The sequence below is a fragment of the Flavobacterium sp. 2755 genome, assembly GCF_031455715.1.
Lineage (GTDB): Bacteria > Bacteroidota > Bacteroidia > Flavobacteriales > Flavobacteriaceae > Flavobacterium.
This window is the reverse complement of sequence record NZ_JAVDTG010000002.1, coordinates 506,482-529,957: the sequence shown is the minus strand read 5'-3', so window position 1 is coordinate 529,957 and position 23,476 is coordinate 506,482. Positions and strand designations below refer to the sequence as shown.

The 23,476-nt window shown below is 33.1% G+C and carries 20 protein-coding genes and 1 tRNA gene; 5 read left to right on the top strand and 16 right to left on the bottom strand.

Annotated elements, in window-relative coordinates; translation table 11 throughout:
• Nucleotides 1–4 precede the first annotated feature (4 nt).
• The 6 genes from J2Y38_RS06080 to J2Y38_RS06055 all read right to left on the bottom strand — a co-directional run bounded on the left by J2Y38_RS06080 (nucleotide 5) and on the right by J2Y38_RS06055 (nucleotide 7,289).
• Nucleotides 5–454 (bottom strand): thioredoxin family protein, encoded by a 450-nt coding sequence (locus J2Y38_RS06080; protein WP_309840570.1) that lies wholly within the window; start codon nucleotides 452–454, stop codon nucleotides 5–7.
• Nucleotides 455–720: 266 nt separating this feature from the next.
• Nucleotides 721–1,173 carry a hypothetical protein gene (locus tag J2Y38_RS06075; protein WP_053470015.1) on the bottom strand — a complete coding sequence of 151 codons (453 nt, stop codon included), beginning with the start codon at nucleotides 1,171–1,173 and terminating at the stop codon, nucleotides 721–723.
• Between the two features lie 227 nt (nucleotides 1,174–1,400).
• The gene (locus J2Y38_RS06070) at nucleotides 1,401–1,868 is read right to left on the bottom strand and encodes a thioredoxin family protein (RefSeq protein WP_053470014.1); all 468 of its coding nucleotides are present in this window, start codon (nucleotides 1,866–1,868) and stop codon (nucleotides 1,401–1,403) included.
• A gap of 51 nt (nucleotides 1,869–1,919) precedes the next feature.
• Entirely contained in the window at nucleotides 1,920–3,404 is a 1,485-nt protein-coding gene (locus tag J2Y38_RS06065; RefSeq protein ID WP_309840565.1) for a peptide MFS transporter, read from the bottom strand.
• A 1-nt stretch (nucleotide 3,405) separates the two neighbouring features.
• Entirely contained in the window at nucleotides 3,406–5,082 is a 1,677-nt protein-coding gene (locus J2Y38_RS06060; protein WP_309840563.1) for a peptide MFS transporter, read from the bottom strand.
• Nucleotides 5,083–5,117: 35 nt separating this feature from the next.
• The gene (locus J2Y38_RS06055; protein ID WP_309840561.1) at nucleotides 5,118–7,289 is read right to left on the bottom strand and encodes a S9 family peptidase; all 2,172 of its coding nucleotides are present in this window, start codon (nucleotides 7,287–7,289) and stop codon (nucleotides 5,118–5,120) included.
• A gap of 180 nt (nucleotides 7,290–7,469) precedes the next feature.
• Between J2Y38_RS06055 and J2Y38_RS06050 the strand changes: the two genes are divergently transcribed.
• Both J2Y38_RS06050 and J2Y38_RS06045 read left to right on the top strand, forming a co-directional pair.
• A complete protein-coding gene (locus J2Y38_RS06050) occupies nucleotides 7,470–8,783 on the top strand; it encodes a hydroxymethylglutaryl-CoA reductase, degradative (RefSeq protein ID WP_309840560.1) in 1,314 nt (437 codons plus the stop codon).
• A 96-nt stretch (nucleotides 8,784–8,879) separates the two neighbouring features.
• Nucleotides 8,880–9,794, top strand: a complete 915-nt coding sequence (locus tag J2Y38_RS06045) for a GYDIA family GHMP kinase (RefSeq protein ID WP_309840558.1) — start codon at nucleotides 8,880–8,882, stop codon at nucleotides 9,792–9,794.
• 21 nt (nucleotides 9,795–9,815) lie between these two features.
• Here the strand turns inward: J2Y38_RS06045 and J2Y38_RS06040 are convergent, their stop codons facing one another.
• The 7 genes from J2Y38_RS06040 to J2Y38_RS06010 form a co-directional block, all read right to left on the bottom strand.
• Nucleotides 9,816–10,250: a hypothetical protein gene (locus tag J2Y38_RS06040; protein ID WP_309840556.1), complete on the bottom strand. Its 435-nt coding sequence runs from the start codon at nucleotides 10,248–10,250 to the stop codon at nucleotides 9,816–9,818.
• A gap of 291 nt (nucleotides 10,251–10,541) precedes the next feature.
• Entirely contained in the window at nucleotides 10,542–12,641 is a 2,100-nt protein-coding gene (locus tag J2Y38_RS06035) for a peptidylprolyl isomerase (protein WP_309840554.1), read from the bottom strand.
• 108 nt (nucleotides 12,642–12,749) lie between these two features.
• On the bottom strand, nucleotides 12,750–14,009 hold the full coding sequence (locus tag J2Y38_RS06030; protein WP_309840552.1) for a hemolysin family protein: 1,260 nt from the start codon (nucleotides 14,007–14,009) through the stop codon (nucleotides 12,750–12,752).
• Nucleotides 14,010–14,011: 2 nt separating this feature from the next.
• The gene (locus J2Y38_RS06025; protein ID WP_073483479.1) at nucleotides 14,012–14,206 is read right to left on the bottom strand and encodes a hypothetical protein; all 195 of its coding nucleotides are present in this window, start codon (nucleotides 14,204–14,206) and stop codon (nucleotides 14,012–14,014) included.
• A 3-nt stretch (nucleotides 14,207–14,209) separates the two neighbouring features.
• Complete coding sequence (gene lptC, locus J2Y38_RS06020) at nucleotides 14,210–14,770, bottom strand: LPS export ABC transporter periplasmic protein LptC (RefSeq protein WP_056207599.1); 561 nt, start codon at nucleotides 14,768–14,770, stop codon at nucleotides 14,210–14,212.
• Between the two features lie 52 nt (nucleotides 14,771–14,822).
• Nucleotides 14,823–16,049: a hypothetical protein gene (locus J2Y38_RS06015; RefSeq protein WP_309840547.1), complete on the bottom strand. Its 1,227-nt coding sequence runs from the start codon at nucleotides 16,047–16,049 to the stop codon at nucleotides 14,823–14,825.
• On the bottom strand, nucleotides 16,042–16,776 hold the full coding sequence (locus J2Y38_RS06010; protein ID WP_309840545.1) for a type III pantothenate kinase: 735 nt from the start codon (nucleotides 16,774–16,776) through the stop codon (nucleotides 16,042–16,044). The genes J2Y38_RS06015 and J2Y38_RS06010 overlap by 8 nt, the downstream gene beginning before the upstream one ends.
• A gap of 104 nt (nucleotides 16,777–16,880) precedes the next feature.
• Between J2Y38_RS06010 and J2Y38_RS06005 the strand changes: the two genes are divergently transcribed.
• Nucleotides 16,881–16,956, top strand: a tRNA-Phe gene (locus tag J2Y38_RS06005).
• Between the two features lie 146 nt (nucleotides 16,957–17,102).
• Here the strand turns inward: J2Y38_RS06005 and J2Y38_RS06000 are convergent.
• Complete coding sequence (locus J2Y38_RS06000) at nucleotides 17,103–17,669, bottom strand: hypothetical protein (protein WP_309840543.1); 567 nt, start codon at nucleotides 17,667–17,669, stop codon at nucleotides 17,103–17,105.
• 185 nt (nucleotides 17,670–17,854) lie between these two features.
• Here J2Y38_RS06000 and J2Y38_RS05995 point away from each other — a divergent pair, with 185 nt between their 5' ends.
• Both J2Y38_RS05995 and J2Y38_RS05990 read left to right on the top strand, forming a co-directional pair.
• Entirely contained in the window at nucleotides 17,855–19,351 is a 1,497-nt protein-coding gene (locus J2Y38_RS05995) for an MFS transporter (RefSeq protein ID WP_309840542.1), read from the top strand.
• A gap of 13 nt (nucleotides 19,352–19,364) precedes the next feature.
• Nucleotides 19,365–19,592 carry a DUF6814 family protein gene (locus J2Y38_RS05990; RefSeq protein ID WP_309840541.1) on the top strand — a complete coding sequence of 76 codons (228 nt, stop codon included), beginning with the start codon at nucleotides 19,365–19,367 and terminating at the stop codon, nucleotides 19,590–19,592.
• A 115-nt stretch (nucleotides 19,593–19,707) separates the two neighbouring features.
• Here J2Y38_RS05990 and J2Y38_RS05985 read toward each other — a convergent pair whose 3' ends face one another.
• Nucleotides 19,708–22,575: an alpha-amylase family glycosyl hydrolase gene (locus tag J2Y38_RS05985; protein ID WP_309840540.1), complete on the bottom strand. Its 2,868-nt coding sequence runs from the start codon at nucleotides 22,573–22,575 to the stop codon at nucleotides 19,708–19,710.
• Between the two features lie 72 nt (nucleotides 22,576–22,647).
• Nucleotides 22,648–23,463, bottom strand: a complete 816-nt coding sequence (locus J2Y38_RS05980; protein WP_309840539.1) for a SusE domain-containing protein — start codon at nucleotides 23,461–23,463, stop codon at nucleotides 22,648–22,650.
• Nucleotides 23,464–23,476 lie beyond the last annotated feature (13 nt).

The window sequence follows — 23,476 nt, the reverse complement described above, 5'->3', positions numbered from 1 at the left end:
TTTTTTATTCTGGATTTAAAATCAAATTAGAGTCTGAAATAAAAGCTTTCACTCCATTTGAATTATACGGAAGTCTCCCTAATAAATTAAAAGCTGTTTTACCATTTCTAATTGAACCGGTTGTATAACAAACCTCCGGAAGATTGGCAATGCCAAATGCATTTTTTAATTTAATGTTCTGCTCTTTAACTTCATTTGACACTGCTGCATCAGATAAGTCTAACTTTAATAAAATAACGTTCCTGCGAGACCATTTTTCAAATTCTAAGGTTTTAAAAACTTCATTTTGTAAATTCTCCGGAGCATTAGCAGCAGTAAAAAAAATCAATAGTGGTTTCCTTTCTTCATTACTTAAGGTAATGGCATCAACCACACTCGTTTTCCATTCTAAATTTTGCGATTCAGCAAAACATGTTACTAAAAAAAATAGCAGGATAAGTAGTTTTCGGGTCATAGTTTATTGGTTTTTGGCTGGTTAATAAAACTAAATTAACACAAAACCTGTTGCCAACAATCTCCATTAAAACAAATAGTTACAAAAAAAGTGCATTAAAATGAATTTAATTATTTAAGATTCTTTATTTGAAAAAAACGAAAAATTTATAGTCTTAAAATATTAAATGTACAATTTACATTTTAGCTTGTTTAAAAAAAATATCCCTTTTCAACATAATTGAAAAGGGATTCTACAAATTAAACTAAGAAACTTAATTTAAATTATTACTCACTCGGATGCAGAATATTATTTGATTCTGCAATCCATGCTTTTGCACCACCCGGTTTGTATGCAATTTTACCAAGGGCGCTAAAAGTCGTTTTGTTTTTTCTTATCGAAGCCATCGCATAACATACTTGCGGAAGATCATCAACTCCAAAGGCGTTTTTTAACTTAATGTTTTGTTCTTTATCTCCATCTGAAGCTGTTGCGTCTGATAAATCTAATTTTACAAGAATTACATTGTCACGCGACCAAACGGCAAAGTCTGGGGTTTTAAATACTTCGTTCTGAAGATTTTCTGGTACACCTGAGGCAGTGAATAAAATTAACATGGGTTTTCTTTCTTCATTACTAATTGCAATTGCATCAGTCATGTTTGTTCGCCATGCAAGCGTTTGTGCGTGCATGAAAAATGAACCTAAAAAAAACAGTAGGATAAGTAATTTTTTAGTCATATTAGATATTGGTTTTGGTTAGTATAGCATGACGAAATTAACACAATATTTTAATTATCCAAATTTAATTACATCAAAAATTACATTATATGTTTTTTTATTTATAAATAAATATTGAAATAATAATTCAGGCTTAACAAATGAAAATCTTTTCCTACTAAACAAAAAAACTCCTTACATTACTGTAAGGAGTTTTATATATAATCTTGATTTAAAATTTAAATTCTTTACGATTTTTTAGGATGAACAATTCCATCTGCAACTGTTAACCAAGCCGATGGACCTCCGGCAACATATCCTGTTCTGCCAAGACCTGTAAAATTAACTTTTCCGTCCTTTGTTTGAGCGCTTGTAAAAAATACAGTTGGAAATCCCTGGATTCCAAAAGCCTGCTGCAGCTCATTATTTTGGCTTTTAAGCTCTGGCGTTTGAGGTACAGCTCTTGGATAATCCAATTCAACTAAAACAACATTATCAGCAGCCCATTTTTTAAATTCCGGAGTTTTTAAAACTTCGTTTTGCAAACGAATACACCATCCGCACCAGTCGCTTCCTGTAAAGAACAACAACATAGGTTTTTGTTCCTTATTACTTACTGTGATTGCTTCTTTAACATCAGTATACCATTTTAGTTCCTGAGCCTGAGTTGCAAATGCTCCAACTATAAAAAAGGCTATTAGTAATATTCTTTTCATAACATGTTATTTTTTTGCAAATTTAAATAAAAAATGAATTGAAAAATCTATTTATTTTACTTCTTGCATTAACCTTCTAATTAACGGAGTCAAAACAATTAATGCAATACCCGCAATAAGCGAATACAATGCAAGTTGATAATATCCATCTGTATAAGCGATAAGCTTAGACATTAATGTTGTTCCTGTATTTGCATCAGACATTTCAGCTCCTAATTTTCCAGCAGCAAATTGTCCAAATGCGCTTGAAAGAAACCACAGTCCCATCATCATTCCAAACAAACGTTTAGGCGATAATTTCGTAATTACAGACATTCCAATTGGGCCAATACATAATTCTCCAAGTGTATATAAAAGATATCCTAAAGCAAATACATCCAGAGAACTTAATCCGTCTGCAGCTAGAAAAAATCTGGCACAGTAAAAAATAAAGAATCCTGCAGCCAGCAAAACAAATGACAAACCAAACTTAATAACCGTATTTGGTTCAATTCTTCGCTTGGCCATAAACATCCATAAAAACCCTAGCAATGGACTAAAAATAACAACATACAATGAGTTGATACTATTATTTACCACATTTGGATCAATATGAAAAAACAACATCTTGTTAGATAGATTATCTTTTGCAAATAAAGACAATGATCCCCCTGATTGCTCAGAAATTGCCATAAACATGAAGTATCCAAAAATAAATACAAATGCTGCTAAAAGTTTGCGCTGCTGCTTTCCATCCTTTAACATTATCAACTCATATGTGAAATATCCTAATGCAACTATTCCCATAGTATACATAAAATACTCTGTAAAGTCAGAGTTGATAACCATTATATATACTAATGGAATAACAACAAAAGAACCAACGTAAACTGCAATTTCATATAAATTACGTTTTTTTTGCGGTTGATTTTCTAATGGAGAATTTCCAATTGGTGCTAAATGCTTTTTTGTTAAAAGAAAAGTAATTACACCAATAATCATAACGATTGCTGCCGAAAGAAAACAAAGGCTCCATGAATAGTTTTTCCCTAAGTAAATAGGAATTGCACCACCAAGCATTCCGCCAATATTAATTCCCGCGTAAAACAATCCGTAACCTGCGTCACGACGTCCGTCATTTTCATGATATAATTCACCAACCATTGAAGAAACGTTTGGTTTAAAGAAACCTGTTCCGATAATAGAAAGTGTTATTCCGTAATAAAAGAAATCATGCGGAGAAGCTGCAATCAGCAAATTCCCCAAAATCATTACGATTCCTCCAAAAAGAAGTGATTTTTTAAATCCTAGAATTTTATCTGCAAAAATACCTCCAATAAAAGTAAACGCATAAACAAAAGCCTGAATGGCTCCGTATTGTAAATTAGCTTTCCCTTCAAGTAAACCTAATTGGTCTACCATAAAAAAAGCTAAAACCCCTCTCATTCCGTAGAAACAAAAACGTTCCCACATTTCAACTAAAAACAAGTACCACAATTGTTTTGGGTACTTGCCTTTAAAATTTTGAATCTGTTCTAAAGTAATTTCTTTTTCCATCTTATCTAACACCGTGCATCATTTTTTTCAACAATGGAGTCAAAGCAAATAATACAATTGCAGCGATACCCGTAAGAACAACAAATACCATAAAGAACTCATATAAATTATGAATTTCAAATCCTGCAAAAATAGGATTGTGATCACTTATTTGATGTTTATCTAATAATGCTAATTGCTCTGCAGTTGGCGTAATTTTTTTGTCTAAAACGGCTTGAAGATCAATTCCTAATTCTTTTGCTTTTGCAAATTTATCACCAGTTGCAGGAAGGATAGAACCTAAAGTTCCTCCTAATGCATAACCTGATGCGTTTGATAAGAAAAACACTCCGTATAATAGTGATGCAAAACGTTTTGGAGATAATTTACCAACTAATGACAACCCAATTGGAGATAAACATAACTCTGCACACGTATTTAAGAAATATAATAAGATTAACCATTTTACAAGTAATAATCCTGAAGTTCCAATGAATGAAACCTGAGTAGCAATCATGAAGAAACTAATTGAAATAATTACTAATCCGGCTGCTAATTTTACTGGTGAAATTGGTTCTTTGTCTTTTGCTCTTAAAGTATCCCAAAGAATACTGAAAGGAACCGCCATTACAACCACAAAAAGTCCGTTGAAAATTTGAACCATTGACGGCGGCATTAAGTAACCAAAGAAATGTCTGTCGGTTTGATTATCTGCAATAAAAGTCAATGAAGAACCTGCTTGCTCAAACGCTGCCCAGAAGAAAATAATAAAAAACGAAACGATATAAATTACAATAATTCTGTCTCTTTCAATTTTTGTTAAAGATGTATCTGAAATAATTAATCCGGCTAAAGCCAATCCACTTGAATAAATCAAGGTGTAAATTAAGTTTTGACCTACCGCATAGTGAAAAAAGAAACCTAAAGCGATAAATGCAACACCTGCCATTATCAATGCATTAGTAGAAAAATTAGCTTTTTGCGCTTCACCTTCTTCAAAATCTTCTGCAACATTTTTAGAAGGTAAACCTCCTAATGGTCTTCCTTCCGGAGAAACCACATATTTATTTTTCAGGAAATAGAAAAGAATAGTTCCGATAAGCATTGCGCCAGAAGCTGCCATGAATCCCCATCTAAAAGCATGAATATCTCTAATTCCTCCAGCATCTTTAACATCTCCTAATAAAGGGCAAATTGACTGGCCTAAAAAAGCACCAATATTAATTCCCATATAGAAAATTGTAAAAGCTGTATCCAGTTTAGTTTTTTCTTGTTTTGGATACAAACTTCCCACCATACTAGAAATGTTTGGCTTGAAGAATCCGTTACCAAAAACAATTACACCTAATCCGCAGTACATAATAGCTTTTGCCATTTCCAGATTAGATTCAAAAACACTTCCACTGGTAAATAATAACATTTGACCAATTGCCATTAATAATCCGCCTAAAAGGATACAATTTCTGTTTCCTAAAAAACGATCGGCAATAAAACCTCCTAACATTGGAGTTAAGTAACAAAGTCCAAGGAAACCTCCATAAATTAAAGACGCTTCTTCTTCCTTCATTAATAATGAATTCACAAGAAATAAAGTTAATAAAGCTCGCATTCCATAAAAATTGAATCTCTCCCACATCTCCGTCCCAAACAATACCCAAAGCCCTTTTGGATGCGCAGTTTTTACTTGAGTTTCTTTCATACTATTCACTATTTATTTAAATTGATAAAGTTCTATTATAAGTTTTCTTTGATAAAATTAGTCATTTTGTTATACAACTGAATTCTCGTTTTTCCGCCATAAATACCGTGGTTTTTATCTGGATATATTTGAGATTCAAACTGCTTATTAGCCTGAATTAATGCTTCCATCATTTGCATTGAATTTTGCACATGAACGTTGTCATCACCAGAACCGTGAATCAATAAAAACTTACCTTTTAATTTATCAACATGGTTTATAGGAGAGTTTTGATCGTATCCGCTTGCATTTTCCTCAGGCGTCTGCATGTATCTTTCTGTGTAAACGCTGTCATAAAATCTCCAGTTTGTAACCGGTGCAACAGCGATTGCCATTTTAAATACATCATTTCCTTGAAAAATACAGTTAGAAGACATGAAACCTCCATAACTCCATCCGAAAATTCCAATTCTTGAAGCATCAACATATGGATATGCTCCAATTACTTTTGCAGCATCGATTTGATCTTCAACCTCGTATTTCCCTAATTCTTTTTGTGTTACTTTTTTGAAATCAGCACCTTTAAAACCAGTTCCTCTTCCGTCAACACAAGCTACAATGTAACCTTGCTGCGTAAGAGATAAAAACCAGTAATCATCGCTGTTGTTCCAATCGTTGTTTACCTGCTGAGATCCCGGACCAGAATACTGGTACATGAAAACAGGATATTTTTTAGATGGATCAAAATCTTTTGGTTTTAAAATCCATGCGTTTAATTCGTTTCCTTTTGCTGTTTTTAAAACAAAGAATTCTTTTGCAGGAAGGTTATACGCTTTTAATTTATCAGCAAGAGCCTGATTGTTTTCAATAACCTGAATTTCTTTTCCTGTTTTTGCCTCGTTTAAAGTATACGTTGTAGGCACTAAATTACTTGAGAAAGTGGTAATAAAATATTGGAAATTCGGGCTGAAAGTTGCAGCGCTTGTTCCAACCTTTGTAGTTAAACGGGTTTTGTTTTTTCCGTCTAAACCAATTCTGTAAATATCTCTGTTGATAGAACCATTTTCTGTAGACTGGTAGAAAATAGTTTTTGTTTTTTCGTCGAAACCGTAGTAAGATACCACTTCCCAGTTTCCTTTTGTAACCTGATTTTTAAGTTTTCCGGTTTTATCATAAACATAAATATGATTGAAACCGTCTTTTTCGCTTGTCCAGATAAAACTGTTATCTTTTAAGAAAGTTAAATTATCTGTAACATCTACATAAGCTTTGTCTTTTTCATTCAAAACTACTTTTGCAGCAGCTGTTGTTCCGTCAATAAATAATAAATCAAGATTATCCTGGTGACGGTTTAAAACCTGTGCAGACAATGTATTGTTATCGTTTGTCCATTGCATTCTTGCAATGTAGAAATCATTATAATTTCCTAAATCTACTTTTTTAGAAGCATTTCCTGCTGCATCATAAATGTGTAATGAAACTACAGAATTTTTTTCTCCGGCTTTAGGATATTTAAACGTTTCGATTGTTGGATATAAATCTTTTTTGAAGATTGACATTGAAAACTCAGGAACCTGGCTTTCGTCAAAACGAATATAAGCTAATTTTTTACTGTCTTTACTCCAGTCAAATGCACGAACAAAAGCAAATTCTTCTTCATAAACCCAGTCCGTAATACCATTAATAACGGCGTTTTTCTTTCCGTCAGTAGTAACAGCTGTTGATTTTTTTGAAGCTACATCGTAAACATATAAATTGTTTTCTCTAGCATAAGCAATCTTAGTTCCATCTGGAGAAAAAGTTGGCTCCTGAATTTGAAAATCAACAAGTTTGGTTAGAGATTTTGAAGCGATATCGTATAAAAAATAATCTGCTGTAAAAGAGTGACGGAAGATTTGATTTGAATTACAAGCAATTAAAATCTTTTTTTCTGAGGCATCGAAGGTGTAGCTGTCAATTCCGTCTGAGAGTTCTTTGTGGTTTTTAGTATCAATAAGGTTCGATACTTTTTTTAGTGTTGCAAAATCATATAAATCAATCTGCATTGTCCGGCTTGCCTGATCAACATTTAGAACCGTATATTGATTTGTATTCTTTAAAGATTGCAATTCGTCCATTCCTTTTGCCCGAAATGCACCACCATAAATATTTTCGACCGTTATTTTTTGCTGCCCAAAAACCGATGCAACTATAAATAAAAGTACTACAGTAATTTTACTTGTATTCATTAGAATTATTTTAAATATAAAAAGAGCCCAATTTTAGTGAAAAAAATAAACATAATACACATTTTAAGTGTTAAATGTTAAAAAAAATAACGATTGCGTACTTCCATGTTTGAAATAGATTACAATCAAAACTCTTAAAATAGTATCTTTGCAGCAACATTATTATTTAATATATTGAGAATGAACAACGCTGTTGCCGGATTTTCGAAATTATCCAAAAAAGAAAAAATTAACTGGATTGCCAACGAATATTTTTCGGCTCCTGATGAAGCCTTGAGTATTATAAGAAATTACTGGAATTCAGATGAAAAGCTCCAACAGCTTCATGATGAATTTATTGAAAATACAATCACCAATTTATATATTCCGCTTGGGGTTGCTCCCAATTTTTTAATTAACGGAAAGTATAAAACGATCCCAATGGCAATCGAAGAAAGTTCTGTAGTTGCCGCAGCATCAAAGGCCGCAAAATTCTGGGCTACACGCGGAGGTTTTAAAGCCACAATAATTGATACTGAAAAAATTGGCCAGGTTCATTTTACTTTTAATGGTGATGCCGAAAAACTGCAGTCCTTTTTTGAGCAAATAAAATCTAAATTCTTTTCTGAAACGCAAAGCATTACTAAAAATATGCAGGAACGCGGCGGCGGAATTTTAGATATTCACTTAAAGGATAAACGAAATTTACTGGAGAATTACTATCAGCTACATGCCACTTTTGAAACTAAAGACAGCATGGGAGCGAATTTTATCAATTCGTGTTTAGAGCAATTTGCAACGACTTTAAAAGAAGAATTTCAAAGTTCTGATTTATTTTCTGAAGAAGATACGCTGACTGTAATTATGAGTATTTTATCTAATTATGTTCCGAATTGTCTTGTAAGAGCCGAGGTTTCCTGTCCAATTGAAGAATTAGCTGAAAAACATATTACAAATCCTCATGAATTTGCAGAACGTTTTGTTCAGGCAGTTCAAATTGCCGAAGTGGAACCTTTTAGAGCTGTAACACACAATAAAGGTATCATGAATGGTATTGATGCCGTAGTTTTAGCAACAGGAAATGATTTTAGAGCCGTAGAGGCCGGAGTTCATGCTTATGCTTCAAAAAACGGACAATATGCAAGTTTATCTCATGCAAAAATCGAAAACGGGATTTTTACTTTCTGGCTTGAAATTCCTTTGGCTTTAGGAACTGTGGGCGGATTAACTTCCTTACATCCTCTCGTAAAATTATGTTTAGAGATACTTGAAAAACCTTCTGCAAGAGAATTAATGGAAATTACTGCGGTTGCCGGTTTAGCGCAAAACTTTGCTGCACTACGTTCTTTAACTACAACCGGAATTCAGGAAGGACACATGAAAATGCACCTAAATAATATCATCAATCAATTTGAAGCTACTGATGCAGAACGTCATTTAATTAAAGCACATTTTAAGAAAAACACAGTTTCACACAGTGCTGTAGTTGAATTTATTGAAAGTTTAAGAAAATAATTAGAAGCTGATCCCGCTGTTCACTATATCTTTTATGTCTCGTTAAAGAAACGAGACACAAAAGGATGCCGTTTCCATCGGGGCTAAAAAATACGTATGTCAACAACCTTTTATAGTAACGGAAAACTATTCATCTCTGGAGAATATTTAGTTTTAGATGGCGCAGATGCCTTTGCATTACCAACAAAATTTGGTCAAAATTTAGTTGTAGAAGATGACGAAAACCAAATAATAGAATGGAAAAGTTACGACTACGACAACAAGCTTTGGTTTGAAACTACTATTTCATTTGAAGAAGTCATAAATAATATTGTTTCTGAAATTGAAACTGTAAAAACAACCTTAATTAATATACTTCACGAAGCATACGTTTTAAATCCAGAATTTATTCAGCAGTCAAAAGGATATAAAGTAACAACGAATCTTACTTTTCCAAGAAATTGGGGTTTAGGGACGTCATCTACTTTAATTAACAATATTGCTCAGTGGACGAATATTAATGCTTTTGCGCTGCTTAGAAACAGTTTTGGAGGAAGTGGTTATGATATTGCCTGCGCACAAAATAACACTCCTATTTTATACAGAGTAGAAAATAATTTTGTTGAACCTGTTACTTTCAATCCAGACTTTACAACAAACATTTTCTTTGTTTACCTGAATAAAAAACAAAACAGCAAAGCAGCAATACATGCTTACAATAAGCACAAACAGCAAAATTTAGCTAAAAGTGTTATTGAAAACAATAAAATAACACATGCCATTTTAAATGCTAAATCTCTAAAGGAATTTGCACATGCGGTGGAAAAACATGAAATTCATTTAAGTAATATCATGGAAATAAAAACGATCAAAGAAATTGCTTTTCCTGATTTTAATGGTACGGTTAAGAGTCTTGGTGCTTGGGGCGGTGATTTTGTAATGGTAATTTCTAAAGAAAATCCAAGAGAATATTTTGCGTCAAAAGGTTATGACACAATACTAACGTATGATGAAATGATTTTACAGGAGTAATGGTTTGATCAAAGAACTAAATTAAAAATTTACTTTTTGATCACTAATATGTTCTGCTTCCAGACGTCGAACTTTTTCGTTTTCCTGTTCATTCGATTCGATAAGCGTGTTGTGCAGACGTTCGGCCATTTTTTCTATACTATTCGTAATAGAATCATAAACCAATTCCATTCTGCGATGTTTTTCTTCTTTTACAGCTTTTAAAACATCTTCAACAAAAACCTTATCGTACTTTTCAGCCACAGAATCGCGAGTATTAGTAAGCCTGATCACATAATCGTTACTTAGTATAGTAACTTTAAAATGCTGTTCTTCATTGCTCAAATAATACTTACCTCCTAATTCATCAACATTGATGTCGGTACTGCTCACTTTTAGAAGTTCCGTAATTATTCCAAAAATATGATTCTCAATTTTGGAATAAACTTTAGGTTTTCTTCTCAGTAGATTAAACATAAACATTAAACGCCCCAATTTTTAAAGTATTTGTTTATCATTCTCTTTCAGTTTTTATTTACAATTCGGTAAATAAAGTATACCTCGTTACAACAAAAATTCCGACAAATTAACTGTAATATTTTGAATATCACAAATTTTTTAAGTTATATTTCGATTATTCCCATATAGTTAAGAAAAACACATAAAGTATTTACTACAAAACAGTTATGAAAAAATAGTATAAAAAGAAAACCCGAAATATTCATTTGAATATTTCGGGTTTTCTTGTATGAATTGTTTTACTAGAAACTAGTAATTGAATTGTAATCTATTGTCTTCAATTTTAGCATTGTTTTTCAACGCTGGTAAAATTCTGTTTGCATCTGATGCGCTTTGAGCTTTTACTTTAGCAACATATTCAGCATGATTTGCAATTGCAGGAGCTTTTACTGTGCTAATGTTTTTCACAACATACACTCCAGTGTTTCCTTCAATTGGAGCAGAGATTTTGTTAGCAGCTAAAGCAAATGCATTTCCTACTACTTTTGGCTCTTGACCAACTCCACCAGGTAAAACCGGATTTTCAAGAGTTACGTTTGTTGCTTGTTGTACTGCTACACCAGCGCTTTTTGCAATAGCTTCGATAGTTGAACCTGTCAATTTAGCTTTTAAGATTTCAGCTTTTTTCTTGTTTTTCAAGATTGGCTCTACGTAAGGCCTTGCCATTGTAACAGAAACTAAACCTGATTTGTTTTCGCTTTTGTATTGAGCAATTACGTGTCCAACGTTAGCGATTTCAAAACGTTTTACGTCTCCAGTACTTGTTTCTTTATCAAAAGCCCATCTAATGATGTTTCTTTGGTTTCCTAGTGGTCCAAATTGCTCATCCATAGCTTTTGCAGAAATTGGCGCAGCAACTTTTAAACCTAATTCTTTTGCAGTAGCAGCAAAATCTTTATCTGCAGCTTCCATTTCGAATTTAGTAGCTAATGTAAATACTTTATCAGAAGTAGCTTCAGAAGGCTCGATTTTTTGAGCGATTGTAGCTAAACGAATTCCGTCTTGTTTATCAGTAACTTTAATAATGTGGAAACCAAAAGGAGTTTCTACTAAACCAATTTTTCCAATACCATTATTGAATACAAAATCATTGAATGGTTTTACCATTTGACCTTGACCAAAGTATCCTAAATCACCGCCTTGTTGTGCAGATGAATCATCAGAAGCTGTGAAAGCAAGCATCATGAAACTATCTGGATTAGCCTGAACTTGTGCTAAAATTTCTTCAGCTTTAGCTTTAGCTTCTTCTTTAGTTCTTTTTTCTTTTGGAGATGGAGTTTGAGATCCTTCGTAAGCAATTAGAATATGACTTGCTTTTGCGTTAACTCCAGCTTTAAATCCTAAAGATTTAGAAATAGCATAATATTTTCCGTAAACATAAGGTCCGTAAATTGCTCCAGCCGGTAAGCTGAATAATTTATCAGCATCTACTGCTGGTAAAGCATTTTTAGGAACATATGTAGAATCGTAAGGAACGTCAGAATTTGCGTTTACGAATTCAGCAATATTAGTTGCATTTTTAAAACCTGGCAATGTATCGTTTTTACCAGTTTTTGCATTGTATTCTACTCTACCATTTAATAAAGCAGTAATCTTAGCTTTAATATCAGCTTCATCTTGTTTAGAAGCTTTATCTTCAACTAAAACGTATTGAATTTCACGAGTTGCATCCGCTTTGAATTTTTTCTCGTTTTTCTTCATATAATCTACGATATCTGAATCAGAAATTTTTACTTCACTATCTTTAATAGAAGAATATAAAGCTCCGGCATAAGCAAAGTTTACTTTGTTAGCTTCCATTTCATACTTCAACTTTCCTTCACTAGCAGTTGTATAAAGTCCAGATTTTATTAAAGTATTGTAAATTTGAAATTTTGCGTTTAATTCAGCATCTTTTTCTTTTGCAGTAATAAATTGAGCCGCTTCAGGGTTTGTTTTGATATAGTCTTTGAACTTTGTAACATCAAACATTCCTGCTGCATTTAAAAACATAGGAGCTTTTCCAATGTTCGGATCTGCTTTTAAAACTTCAATTAAGTGTTTTTCACCAACTCTCAATCCTAATTTATCAAACTGAGTTGACAATAACGCGATTGAAACTTCTTGATCCCAAACTCTGTTTGCAGCTTCAGTGGAAGTAATTCCTTGACCACTTTTTTCAAGATTACTAACTTTAACTCTAAAGTCTTCAAATGAAATATCTTTTCCATCGATGCTTCCTACATCTTTTGAACTTTGACCAAATGTTCCTCTAGTAAATAAATCTTGTATTATAAATGCAAATAATGCAAGTGCAATAACACCTATCAATAGAGCTGAACGCTGTCTAATTTTTGCTAAAACTGCCATTTTAATTATCGTTAATTTTATATTCAGTTTGCGAAAATACAATTATCTAGTTAATAACAATACAACTAGCGTTTTATTTTACACAATTTTTTTTAATTCTTTAAAAATTCACTCTTTTATTGTCAATCTGACCAATTCAATTTTGTTGTTTGACGCCTGTTCTATCACGAAATGATACCTGTCAATAACAATCTTTTCGCCCTTTTGCGGAATTTCTTTGGTCGAATTTACAATAAATCCTCCTAATGTCCCGTAAGAATCTTCCTCAGGAATCATCAATTTATAGGTTTCGTTTAAATACTCTACATCTAATCGTGTCGAAAACAAATACTTACCTTCTCCTAATTCCTGTTCAATCAATTCTTCGTCTAAATCGTGTTCATCTTCGATTTCACCAAAAAGTTCTTCAACTATATCTTCAATAGTTATAATTCCCGAAGTTCCGCCGTATTCATCTAAAACTACGGCTACATTTTTTCGCTTTTTAATTAAAAGATCTAGAGCATCTTTAATTAAAATGGTTTGCGGCACAAATTCAACGGTCATTAAAACCGATTTTATAGTTTTTGGCTTTTTAAATAAATCAAATGAATGCACATATCCCACAATATCATCGAGAGAGTTTTGACTTACAACGATCTTAGAATATCCTGTTTCAATAAAAAGCTCTTTTAGGTCTGAAACTGTCTCAAATAAATCTATCGAAACAATTTCTGTACGCGGTGTCATAATATCGCGCGCTTTTACACCGGAAAACTCTAATGCATTCTGAAAAATCTGTATTTCTGAATCGACTTCATCATCATCTTCTACAGAATTCATTTGCTCTGTGATATAATTTCCCAATTCTATTTTGCTGAAATACAATTGTACCTGATCACCTTCTGTCTTGAAAAATTTCTTCAAGACAAAATCTGAAATCCAGATAAAAAAGGTTGAGATATAATAAAAAAGTCTATAGAAAAGATAGGCCGGAACTGCAAAAACCTTAATTAATGAATTGGCATAAATTTGAAAAAATACTTTTGGGAAAAATTCAGCCGTAATTAAAACTATAAAAGTTGAAATTAAAGTCTGAACCAGAATTGTTGTCAAATAAGAGAATTGAAATCCAAAACCAATTATCCAATGAAGTACAACATCTCCCATATAAAACCCATAAACTACAAGTGCCACATTGTTTCCAATAAGCATTGAAGCAATAAATTTTGAAGGATTTTGGGTAAGTTTGGTTAAAATTTGAGACAGAAAATTATCTTGTTTTTTTTCAATTTCAAGATAAATTTTGTTTGAGGAAATAAAAGCTATTTCCATTCCTGAGAAAAAAGCTGATAGTATTAAACATAATATTATAATACTAATCTCCATTTTTACTGTTTTTTGTTACGATCGTCAAACCTCTTGGTAAACCTTCTTCTAAAGAAAAACATAAAAACCGCCATTCCGGCAATTAGAAAGCTTAACGGATAATTTACATTTCCTTCGTTTAGCTTTGTTACACCATCGTAAATAAAGAAAACTGCAAATGCTATGTAAACGTATTGTGTATATTTTAAGTAACCCATAATTTATATTTTATCATCGTTTGATTCAATTTCACCGCTTATTCGCTGTGAATTGATCACTTTAAAATCTTTGCTAAAATCAATTCCCTGTCCGTAAGAAACTCCTTTTGCATCTGTAAGCTTAAATTTTCTTTCGGTATAAAACCACTCATTTTTCTGGTCAAAATACAATTGTTCCGTTTCCAAAACCTGACCTGCTTCTGATGTGATTTTAACTTTTCCCTGCAAATCAATTATACCGGTAGTTTTGTATGAAACGGCATAATTTGATCGTATAAAAGTACGCTTTTGTTTTTTATCGTATAAAGTAACATCAAGCCCTTTAGGAAATTCTGTAAAAGGAAAGTCAAGATTAGAATAATCCAGCATTTTTGGACTTATCAAAACGCCTGTTATTCTTCCTGAATCTGTATATTTAATGTTTACGGTATCTGCATCACTTCCTGGAACGAATTCTGAGAAGTTAATTTTCTGGACGTCTTTAAAATTACTTTCGCATCCAAAAAACAGTGTCACAGCAAAAACTGTGACAACGTTTATAATATATCTCTTTGGTAAATTCATCTGCCAAATGTAATAAATTGTGACGAGGTTAAAAAACCACGTAAATTTAGGTTTAGTTAAATTTACTCTTCACAAACCATCTGTCGTTAAACGAGAAGCCTACGCTGAAGTTCATATAATTTTCCTGAACCAATCCGGCAGAAGTTGTTCCTCTTTTTCCAAACTCAATTCCAACATTTACATTTGAAAAAGTTCCTGTTATTGGGAATCCTGCTCCTAATGACATACCAACATCGTTGATTGATTCATTGTTCACTATTAAACCAAGTTTTTCATATTTCAAACCTGCTCTATAAGTAATTCTGCTAAAGTAATTTGTAAACGAACTATAGTTTGGAATATAGTAACCTCCTACTGCGTATTTGGTATACTTTTCATATTTAACATTTGGACTTGAGTTGTAATAATTAACAAGCTGTCCTGTTCCCTGAAAAGCAAGTGTAGTTCCTACTAACCATTTTCTAGCCTCTCCTATACCCGCTCCGAAAGTTAATTTATTTGGAAGTTTTAATTTTGTATCTACTGGATCTGCAGTTACTGCATCCGGATCTCCATCAACCTCAATTAATCTTGTACTAACTGAATTTAATGTACTTCCAAAAGTATAGTTTAAACTAGTGTAAACGTTTAACTTTTTTGTAATTTTAGTTTGATACATTGTACCAATATTAAAATTCACACCCGATAATTCTGATGTGTTTGTTTCTCTGGTTGCATTTTGCACATCAGTCACAGCCTCAATTGTTGTCGTTGTGATCTTACCGAAGTTGTACTGTAAATCTGCTCCAATATTCCACTTTGGTGTAATTTTATATCCTAAACCAAAGAATACTCTGTTAACACCACCTTTTCCTTCAAGCTGGCTGCTAACTTCATTTGCTCCGGTGTTAAAATCTGTAATTTTATAACCAACTGATGATAATGGAATCAAACCGAAACCAGCTCCAAATTTCCCCATAGGAATTCCTAATGCCAAATAATCAAAAGTTGATCTTTGTGCTTTTGAAGATTCTGTGCTGCTTTTTATAGTATTAGTTCCAAAAGTTCCTCCAACTGAAAAAGTAGTTTGACCCAGACTGGCATAACTTGCCGGATTTTCAATATTCAGGTGAATACTATCCTGTTCAACCGCAACTCCTGCCATGCTTCTGTTTTCAAGAGTTCCTTTAAATCTTGTATCTCCAATTCCGTAGAAAGAATATGGCGACGAAGTACCTTGCTGAGCAAATGAAACGAACGAGATAAGCAGACAAGCGCTTATTATAATTTTTTTAATCATTGTCGATTTTATATTGAAATGTTTGGTTCAAACTTTCCAGAAGGAAATTTGAATTGGCAAATATGGTATTTTTTAATCGTTTAGCCAAAAATTCTGCATCACCTCCCGTTAAAATTATTATAAAATTTGAAAAGTTCGACCGATATTCATCGATAAAACCATCAATTTCATAGACGAACCCATTGACAACTCCCGAATGTATGGCTTGTGCAGTCGAGTTTCCTATATAGGAATCTGGCGCTTCTAAAGTCAGTAACGGCAGTCTGGCCGTGAAATTGTGCAAAGATTCATAACGCAAACGAAGTCCGGGAGAAATCGCGCCGCCCAGATAATTATCATTTTCGTCGATAAAATCGTAGGTTATGCAGGTTCCGGCATCAATTACTAATCTATTTTGCTTGGGAAATTGTAAAGTTGCTCCGGCGGCCAAAATCATTCTGTCGATTCCTAACGTTTTTGGCGTTGCATATTTATTTGTGAAAGGAAAAATATCTTCATGAGTAAAAAAGTGAATATTGAGTTGATTTTCGAAAGTTAAAAATGATTGTTTTTCGACATTTCCAACTGAAGCAACAACCAAATCTGAGCAGTTTTGAAATTTTTCTAAAATTTTTGTAATTTTTTTTTCAAGTTCGTTTTTCTCAAAAACAAAATTCTCAAGAACAGTACTTCCCTCAAAGACAGCTGCTTTAATTCGAGTGTTTCCAACGTCAACCGCTAAAGTCATATTTATTTTTTTACCCTTGCGAAGATACGAATTGATTTTTTTAAAAAAATGTTTTGGATAAACGAAAAATGATTCTATCTTTGCACCCGCAATAAGCACCACACGGTACCTTAGCTCAGATGGTAGAGCAATGGACTGAAAATCCATGTGTCCCTGGTTCGATCCCTGGAGGTACCACCAAAACCCGAATAGCAATATTCGGGTTTTTTGTTTTTAGTTTAACCGCAAAGTGCGCTAAGATTTACGCAAAGGTTCACAAAGTTTTAAATTAAATTTTGCGAACCTTTGCGTTTTTTTTTGTGTGCTTTGCGGTTAAAAAACATCGATCATCTTCTATAATAACAGTGATCCATTATACTAAATACATCTTGAACTAATTTAATATTAGCATTTGCTGTTACTATTTCATAGGGATGATTCATAGGAGAATAATACTGAACTATCTTTTCATTATTATGTCTTATTTCTAATATGTATAATGATGCATGTCCATGATCACTTACACAATTTTGGTAGTAACTCTCTTTTTTCAATATTCCTAAGATATTTTTGAGGTTCTTTTTTTCTTCTAAAGAAAGAATTACCGCCTCCGTTGAATTTTTTGTTTTTTTGACAGTATTAAATTCTTTATCAAAATCAACTATCAAAAAAGTAGAATCCTTAAAACCTTCATTCCAACGACACATAAGGATTCCATTTTTTATTTTATCAAAATCTGCAAACTGATTGATATTGAAATACGAAGAAGAATAAAATGCTTTATAATTTGAGGCCAAATCTTCTGGAGGAACAATTGAAACACTGCATTCACTTTTAGTAGAAACTATCTCTTTGCGAGTTGTACATGCACTTAAAATTAAAAAAACGATTAACAGCCCTATTTCCTTTTTCATAATAATTTTTAAACTTTTACTCTCATTTAATTAATTCCAAATATAAATTAAACAGTTAAATCTTATAAGTCAAATTTTAAGTTGTTTTTGTTAAAAAAGTACTAACTAAATAAAAAAATATCCATTATATTCGTGAAATCGTATTTTAGCTTTTTATTTATTATTAAAAACACAGAGCGTTTTTTATGGGTAAAACTTCTACTAAAGGCATTTGGAAAGTAATTTCTGCCTCTTCTATGGGAACAATGATTGAATGGTATGATTTCTATATTTTTGGAAGTTTGGCCGTTGTAATTTCAACCAAATTTTTCCCGAGTGATAATCCCACCGCTGCGTTTTTATCTACTTTAGCCACTTTTGCTGCCGGATTTGTTGTTAGACCTTTTGGAGCTTTGTTCTTTGGAAGATTAGGCGATATTATTGGTCGAAAATATACTTTCATGGCTACTTTATTATTAATGGGCGGCTCTACTTTTTTAATAGGATGTATTCCGAGTTATGAAACGATTGGTTTTCTTGCACCTTTATTAGTTTTGATTTTACGTTTATTACAAGGTTTAGCTCTTGGAGGAGAATATGGCGGTGCAGCTACTTATGTTGCAGAGCATGCTCCGGTTGGGCAAAAAGGATATTGGACTTCGTGGATTCAAACCACAGCAACCGTTGGACTGTTTATTTCTCTAATGGTAATTCTGGCTACTAAAAATATACTTTCAAGCGAAGCTTTTGATTCCTGGGGATGGCGTGTTCCTTTTTGGGTTTCTATTGTTATGGTAGGCGTTTCTTATTTGATTCGAAAAAATATGGATGAATCGCCTGTTTTTGCAAAAGCAAAAAAGGAAGGAACCACAAGTACAAATCCGTTAAAGGAAAGTTTCGGTAATAGATATAATCTAAAATTCGTTTTGCTGGCTTTGTTTGGAGCCACAATGGGACAAGGTGTTGTTTGGTACACTGGGCAATTCTACGCTATGAGTTTCATGAAAACGGTTATGAATGTAGAGTCTTCACAGGTTGACAGTTTACTGGGAATTGCATTATTATTAGGCACTCCGTTTTTTATTGTTTTTGGATGGCTTAGTGATAAAGTAGGCCGAAAATATATTATGATGTCTGGAATGCTGCTTGCTATTTTGTTTTACAGACCTATATATAAGATGATGTACAACACGACTGATGTTAATTACAAAACTGAAATCGTAGAAAGAACAATCCAAAATACTGAAACAGCAAAAAATAATGATGTAATTACCACATTTTCAAAAACCTATACTGATGGAACTACGTATATGGAGAAGAAGACAGATTTTGGTAATAAGCAGAAATCTCAAAGTAGTGTTACTATAAATATTAATTCTGGTGATGAATGGACATTAATTTTTTTAGTTTTCATTCAGGTTATATTTGTTACAATGGTTTATGGGCCAATTGCTGCGTTTTTGGTTGAAATGTTTCCAACTAAAATCAGGTATACTTCAATGTCACTTCCTTATCATGTAGGGAATGGAATTTTTGGAGGTTTGCTGCCGGCAATTTCAACTTATTTTGTAACGCATGCAAAAGCAGCCGGAAAAACTGATTTTTATCTTGACGGACTTTGGTATCCTATTATTATAGCTTCAATCTGCTTTGTGATTGGAATGATTTACATAGACAACAAAAACAAAATTAATCATCTTTAACATTTTTAAGAACATGGACAAAATCAAACAAACTTTAGGCGTTTTATGGGTTATTTTGGCAGTTGCAGCCACTTACTTTTGCGTGTTTGAATTTGGCTTACCTAAATTATTATCAGACCAGCAAGATGATTTAGTTTTTGGTATCATTATTCTTTTTATTCTAACGCCTCTTATTGTTTTGGGCTTAGGGACTTTTGGTTATTTTGCCGTAATTGGAGAATACAACGATAAAAAGAAATAAACGAAAACAATAAACAACTAAACCAGAAAAGGGCTGTCTATTTTTCAATAGAACAGCCCTTTCTCATTACTAACCAAACCAAATTTTTAATCTGTTAGAGATATATTTTCAGTGTTTATTTTTTGATAAACTTCATTACCTGAACTTTATTATTTTCATCTGAAGCTTTTACGACATATAATCCTGTTTGCAATTCACTTACGCCAAATTGAAAATCAGCATTTCCATTTGAAGCAAAACTTTTTACTAATTGTCCCGAAATTGAATAAACCTGAACTTTTGTAAAAGCAGTATTTAAGGTAAAGTAATTTGAAACCGGATTTGGATATAAACTCACTGCATTTCCTTTTTCAAAATCTTCAATAGCAAGATTTGCCGTTTTATTACCATAAATTCTGTATTCTCCTGCTGGTAAGTTTATTGCAGCATTTACATCTGTAACATTTATTGTAGTATTGTCCATTAAATTGTACCACGTTCCTGTGTATGGAAAACCTGTTGCAACATTTTGCGCAGAAGTAGCAAAATTGGCTAAAATCACAACATCTTTTAATTGTGTCGAAGCTAAACTTGCATTTGTAATTTTGATATTTACTGTTGATGAATTAGCATTTGTTATTGTAGAAGTTCCTAAAAATACCGGCTCTACAGTTTTTAAAGTAATCATTTTTGCCCAATCGTTGTAAATTTTATTACGATTAGTATCTCCTAACCAATTGTTTACCCATTGCGGCTGTGGTTTTGTATCTAATTTACAATCTCCAGCTATTGTTCCTGAAGCATCGTTTACAGTTCCATCATTACAAGTAAAAATAGATTTTTCCCATCCTAATTCTCCAAAATGCCAAATCATTTTTGGTCCCGGAACCAGTAATGAAACCGCTCCAATTGCAGACATTCTAGACAAAGCTGTATTTAATGTTTTTACATTGTATGAGCCATTTGAAGCTCCGTATTGTATATTCTTATACATCAGTCTTTCTTCATCATGACTTTCGGCATAACCCATTAAACGATTTGCTGTAAAACCACGACTTGCACTTGACATTCTTGTGATATTACTTGTGTATCCCATTGACAATTCATTGTACTGATCTGTCATTTTTCCCCACATCATAATACCTTTACTCGGAGTTTCTGCAATTCTATAATTTGCCCATTGCTGCTCCTCTGTATCAGTTCCTAAATGCTCAAAAATGGTATAATGTGTTGCATCTAAACTCCATGAATAATCAGCATATTTTTTAAGAATATCAACTCTATCTTGCTGATAACCATTAGTACAAGATTCATCTGAAGCTGTACAAGCCTGCGTAAATCCTTTTGTTAAATCCCAACGGAAACCGTCAATTTTATATTCTTCAATCCATTGCTTGATAACTCGGTTAACATAATACTGTGTTTTAAGCGATTGATGATTAAAATCTTCTCCAACGCTATAAGTATGTTTTGCAACCATATTAAAATAAGGATTTTCAGCCGTTGGAGATCCAAAACCGTCTCCATCAGGATCGTTCATCCACATTCTCACCATTGGATTTCTTCCAAAAGCGTGATTTAGCGCTACGTCAAGAATAACTGCAATTCCGTTTTGGTGGAATACATCGATTAACTCTTTTAGTTTATCAGACGATCCATAAAATTTATCCAAAGCCATATGAAATGAAGTATTATAACCCCAGCTTTCATTGCCTTCAAATTCCATTACCGGCATTAATTCGATAGCATTTATTTTAAGGTTTTTAAAATAATCTATCCTATCTATTAAACTTTGATAATTTTTAGCCGCATCAAAATCACGAACCAAAACTTCATAAACTACTAATTTTTCTTTTGCCGGTTTTGTAAAGTTTGTTACTTGCCAATTATAAGGAGTTTGTCCTGTTTTAAGAACCGTAACTTCAAATTGCTGTCCTGCAGGATAAGCAGGCATATTTGGGTAAGAAGATGCAGGAATTCCCGAATCATCATATGGAGATAAAACCAGAGTAGAATATGGATCGGCAGTCTTTACCATTGCAGGTGAATTCGCAAGCGGCGTAGCATCTACAACCCAATATTGGTACGTATTATTTACACCTGAAACTAAACCCGTTAATTCTAACCAAAATTTACCAGAAGTTGGATCTTTTTTCATGGCATACGCCGAAGTTGGCTGCCAGTTATTGAAACTTCCCGCTACATAAACAAAATCTTTTAAAGGTGCATCTAAAACCAAAGTTGCTTTTGTAGCATCTGCACTATTGTAATTAATTCCGTCAACCAATCCTGCCGGCATCGCTGCTGAAACGGTATTAGGATTCACTACAACCGAAAACTTTTTTATTATTGTAACGGCTCCTTGAGTTGCACTTAATTCATAGCTTTGATTGCCTGTAATATTTGTGTGAGAATACGAATAGCTCGCTGTACTTGTATTTGTATTGATAACGGTTCCATTTGCTTTTAAAGAATAGCTTGCGTTTCCGTTTGTGTTTGTCGCTGTAATAGTAAAGTTAGATCCTGATGCAATAATTGTTGAACTATTTTCAACTGGTGCAGCTAGATTTACCTGAAAAGATCCTACTTCAACTAAAATATCCTGTGATTTTTTATCACCAGTTCCGTTTTTGGCTTTAATTAAAAAACCAATTTTTCCAATTCCTGTAGTGCTGTAATATGTAGTTGGAACAATTGTTTTTGTATAAGTATCTGTCCCTGCATTATAAGTAAATTTACTGGCATCGCTTGAAGCTTCCCAAGAACCATTGTTTGGGGTACCTTTTTGCGTGGTGTCGTTTGTATCAAAAGCCCATGCCCACATATAAAGAGAATGATCTGCAACTCCCCATGTAGTTTCATTAATACTTGCCCCGTTAACTGTAATAGTTATGGAAGTAGTTTCTTCAAAAGCTGCGGGGCTAACAGAATAAGTCGCCTGCTGTATCTGCGCAAATGAAAACACAGACAATAGAAGGAAAAATAAGAGTAAAGTTTTTTTCATAATAATTCGGTTAGGTAAATGATTAAAAAAGGGCTATCTGAAGATAGCCCTTTTATTTATCTACATTAGGAATTAGTCTAATGTTATAGTTTTTGCACCATTATCAATTGTTAGAACTCTTGATCCTGTTGGTCCAGTATATTTAAAGTTACTGTCTCCGTCGTTTGCATTTACTAATTCTGGATCGATAGTAAATCCTTGGCCTGAATAGTAAGTGTAGTTATGACTTTGATCCCAGTTTCCATCGCTTGTAAAGTTATTTCCTAAGAATTCTCTAAATGCTTCTCCGCTTTTAAGAACGATAGTTACTTTATAAACATTTGTTGTACCAACTACTAATGGGAATTCAGTTTCAGCATCACCAGCCCATGTCCATCCTCCTGGAGTTGCAGCTCCAACTAACCAGTGAGAACTAGCTAATGGTACGTGATATGGAGTAGCAGTAAAAGTATAAACATTAGAATATTGAGGAAGTCCAGAAGCTCCTACAACAGCTTTAATACGAATATCAACTTTGTTTGCTTCTTTTTCTACAAATCCTCCGTTAACTAATGCTGAATTTAATTCAGATACCGTTAAAGCTACAAATCTTTCAGTAGTATTTGTAACTGTTACAGGTGCTGCAAAGCTTGTTCCTGCTTTTGCAACTTCTACTGTATAGTTCACAACTGTTGATGATCCGCTGTATGCTGCATCATTCCACACAACTGTTGTAGCAACTTCATTTTCTGTTTCTTTAGAAAGCACAATAGTAAAATCAGATTTAGGAGTCAATAAAACTGGCGCTGTTGCTGCTTCAATTACTGGTCTGTCTTCAACATCATCTGCGTTACAAGAAACTGCCAAAACACTGATGAAAGCGATTAAAATTTTATGTATATTTTTCATTTTTAATATTTTT